The sequence below is a fragment of the Mycobacterium scrofulaceum genome (genome assembly GCF_002086735.1).
Taxonomy (GTDB): domain Bacteria; phylum Actinomycetota; class Actinomycetes; order Mycobacteriales; family Mycobacteriaceae; genus Mycobacterium; species Mycobacterium scrofulaceum.
Window position 1 is genome coordinate 1 of sequence record NZ_MVIJ01000118.1, and the last position, 3,299, is coordinate 3,299.

The 3,299-nt window shown below is 63.0% G+C and carries 4 protein-coding genes and 1 pseudogene; all 5 read right to left on the reverse strand.

Features of this window, described 5'->3' with window-relative positions; translation table 11 throughout:
- Positions 1 to 215 (reverse strand): annotated as a pseudogene (locus BST44_RS28895) (hypothetical protein); the annotation flags it as partial.
- A 47-nt stretch (positions 216 to 262) separates the two neighbouring features.
- Complete coding sequence (locus BST44_RS28900) at positions 263 to 1,159, reverse strand: alpha/beta fold hydrolase (protein ID WP_007168381.1); 897 nt, start codon at positions 1,157 to 1,159, stop codon at positions 263 to 265.
- A 52-nt stretch (positions 1,160 to 1,211) separates the two neighbouring features.
- Positions 1,212 to 1,652, reverse strand: coding sequence for a PaaI family thioesterase (locus BST44_RS28905; protein WP_007168380.1), 441 nt, complete (start codon positions 1,650 to 1,652; stop codon positions 1,212 to 1,214).
- A 49-nt stretch (positions 1,653 to 1,701) separates the two neighbouring features.
- Positions 1,702 to 2,346, reverse strand: a complete 645-nt coding sequence (locus BST44_RS28910) for a TetR/AcrR family transcriptional regulator (protein ID WP_007168379.1) — start codon at positions 2,344 to 2,346, stop codon at positions 1,702 to 1,704.
- A 503-nt stretch (positions 2,347 to 2,849) separates the two neighbouring features.
- Positions 2,850 to 3,248, reverse strand: a complete 399-nt coding sequence (locus BST44_RS28920; protein WP_174814222.1) for a hypothetical protein — start codon at positions 3,246 to 3,248, stop codon at positions 2,850 to 2,852.
- Positions 3,249 to 3,299 lie beyond the last annotated feature (51 nt).

The following is a 3,299-nucleotide window of genomic DNA, read 5'->3' on the forward strand; positions in this document are numbered from 1 at the left end:
TACCGGGCCACTGCGATGGCTCGGCGACGGTGGTCTCTCACCTCCGTTCGGTTGAACAGCGCCTCACGGCGCTCGATATCCGAGGACCACACCGCGTCGAGTCGGCCCTTATCAAAGCGCTGGCCGATCAGATCCGGCGGAAACGAGGCCGGATCGACCACCGTGGTGGTCTTAAACCTCCGCGGACTGATCCCCTTGATGCCGAGCTCGGCCATGATTTTGGCGCGGCCAGCCCGGGCTGCGCCAGATAGCCCAGAGCTTTTCACGCTGAAGTGCTTATCGTGCGGTCGAGAAATCCGGCGACGGCTGCGGTGAAGGCATCGTTGTCGTCGCCTGCGACCATGTGGCCGGTGCCGGAGACGTCCACCGCTTGGGCGTGCGGTACGACCTTGAGGAATTCGTCGACCGACTGCTGCGATGTCACATCTGAAAGGACGCCGCGCACCAGAAGAGTGGGTGCCTGCACGCGGCGGGCCCCTTCAACAAGCAGTTCGCTGATCGCGTCGAACTTTTCGGCACCAGTCGCGGGGTCACCTTGCAGAAACTGGAAGTTGGAAGTGATGAAGGCCGGATCCCATCGCCAGATCCACCGACCATCGTCGCGTTGCCGCAAGACTTTACGGAGTCCGTCCGGGTTCTTGGGCCGAGTGCGATGTCTGTTGTATTCGGCAATGACGTCCGCGGCGTCGTCGAGCGTGCTGAACCCGTCAGGATGGGCGGCCATGAACGACACGACGCGGCGTGCTCCGTGAAACTCCATTCGCGGAGTGATGTCGACCAGGACGACGGCTCCCCACAGGTCGGCGGGCGCCAGCAAGTGCGTGCCCAGGACGGTCATGCCGCCCAAGGATGCGCCGACGACGGCCGGCGGGCGGTCGGTGCTCGCGTGTTCACGCACGGCCAGCAGATCGGACGCTAGCCGTCCGAGGTCGTATCTTCCGGTAGGGTCCCACGCGCTGTCGCCGTGACCTCGGGCGTCATACGCGACGACCGTGTACCCACGAGCGTGCAAGCGGCGCGCTGTGGTCGCCCAGGCGTGTCGGTTTTGACCACCGCCGTGCAGGAGCAGCACAACGGCGCGGGCAGCGTCGTGCCGGTAGCAATCCGCCGTGAGGGTGACGCCGTCTGTGGTGCGGAATCGCTCGAGCGTAACGGTCATCGGGTGCGCTCGCCGTTGTGAAGTCGGACGACAATACCATCGGTCCTTTTCATCACGAGGAATTCCCCCTAGGGCTAACGACGGTCACTGTTCCTTGGGCGGCACATACCGCGCGCCCGTCGTTGGTGATGTCGATTCTGGCGACACCGCTGCGCTTGCCCAGCGCGATGATCTCGGTGACGGCGACGCATACTCCGCTTGACACGGGCTGCAGCAAGTTCAGCTTGAATTCGGTTGTGGCGACCCACGATCCAGCGGGGATCACCGGGTAAAACACCACGCCCAAGCAGTGGTCGACCATTGCTGACAGGCATCCGCCGTGCAGATTGCCGAACGGAGTCAAAAGGTCGTCCCGAGCATCCATCTGCACAACCAGCCGCCCGGCGGCGAACTCGGTGTGGCGAAAATCCAGGTATTTGGAGAGTCCTCCCGTGGTTGCCGCCGCGTTCTGCAATTCCTTGGCGATCTGCTGATTGAACTGCGCGAACTCCATGGTTAGCGCCCCTTCTCATCCACGGATATCGATGCGATGGTTTGAGACACTACTCTGCACTTGTTGCATCGACGCAAGGCTGGGTGTTGGTGAGCAGAGCTGGAAGCAGGAATCGGCGTAAAAAGGCATCGAGGCCTTCGGGGCTGCGGTGTCTGGGGCCGCGGACCGACAGCAGGCTGAGGACGGTTCGCAGGATCCATTCGGCGGCATCGTCGACCGACACCCCGGGCTCGAGTTGGTCCCAGTGCGCAGCGAAGACAGGTCGAAGGAACTCGGCCACGAGTTCAAACAAAGCCACCGACGTTCCCTTGGCCAACCCCACGCCGGCGAGTTCCTCGTCACTGCCGAACAGCAATCCGATTGTCGGCTCGCGATGAGCGGCGCGTACCGTGACCTCGACGAAATCGAGTATTGCCGTGCCCAAATCGCGATGTACTGCGATCCGTCGACGCATGCGGTCTAGGTAGCGTTCGGCCGCACGCAGGATGACACCGGAAACGACGGATTCACGACTTGGAAAGTAGCGGTACACCGTGGCGCGCGACACCCCCGCCTGTCTGGCGATGTCCTCCATGGTGGTGCCCGGCAGCCCCTTGCCCTCCAGGCACGCTTCGGCGGCATCGAGCAGGAGGTCTCGGGCGACGTCGCGGGTCGTGGGAGGTGCCGTGCCCCAGCGCAACGATTTCTTCGTCACGAAGCAAGTATGCAGCCTCGGACCGATCGTGAATTAACGACCCAACCGGTTGTCGCATGGCTACTTATGTGACAATATCGCAAATATGTCGCAACAAAGGTGCCGACGATGAACGTGACCTGACCGTTGGCGATTCCGCCCCGCACTCCCGTTGTCGTCGCGGTCGGTGAGATCACGCACCGCGGCGACAGCGTCGTCGATCCCATCGATTTGGCTTGCGAAGCCGCGCGTCGAGCATTGCAAGACGCGGGCGCTGCGATCGGGCATCGGATCGATACGGTGGCGACACCGGGCATTCTGATGATTCCGCGTGACAATCCCGCGTCGAGAATTGCCGAAGCGGTTGGGCTGGCGCCCCGGCGTCGCATCAGCTGCCCGATTGGCGGCAATACACCGCAATACCTCGTCGAGGTCCTTGGTGGGGACATTGTGCGCGGTATCAGCGATGCGGTGCTGGTCGTCGGAGCCGAGACCGGCGAGTCCGCCCGCAGAGTCAAATCGGGTCATGCGCTCCGCGATCCGAAACCCGTTGATGCACAGGATGAGTCACTTGGCGACACACGTCCCGGATTGAGCCCAGCCGAGATGTGTGCTACCTCACCGACTTTGACTCCCGCCAGTTCAGCGATCGCAGTGAGGCTTTCACCGCGGCCTTGCATCCGGGCCAACGCTGTCGCGCCGGCCTGGCGGTGTTCGTGACGGCGCCGCTCTCCCTCTGCGTGTATCTCGAGGATACGGTTGCGCTCCCACTCGTCGACGGCGGCCAGCCGCCCAAGCTCGACGAGGAACGACGCAGCGTCATCGACATTTTGACGCTCACGCTCCAGACGTGCCTCGTTGGCCTTGTTCTGCGCCTCCCGGACACGCTTGCGCGCTGCCGATTTCGAATTGATGTTCACCACGTGGGAACCATAGGACGCACCCATCGTCGTGCTCTACCATCCTGACCAACA

Excerpts from the sequence above, each read along its gene's own strand:
- BST44_RS28905 (WP_007168380.1), bottom strand. The coding sequence starts at position 1,652 with ATGGAGTTCGCGCAGTTCAATCAGCAGATCGCCAAGGAATTGCAGAAC.
- BST44_RS28900 (WP_007168381.1), bottom strand. The coding sequence starts at position 1,159 with ATGACCGTTACGCTCGAGCGATTCCGCACCACAGACGGCGTCACCCTC.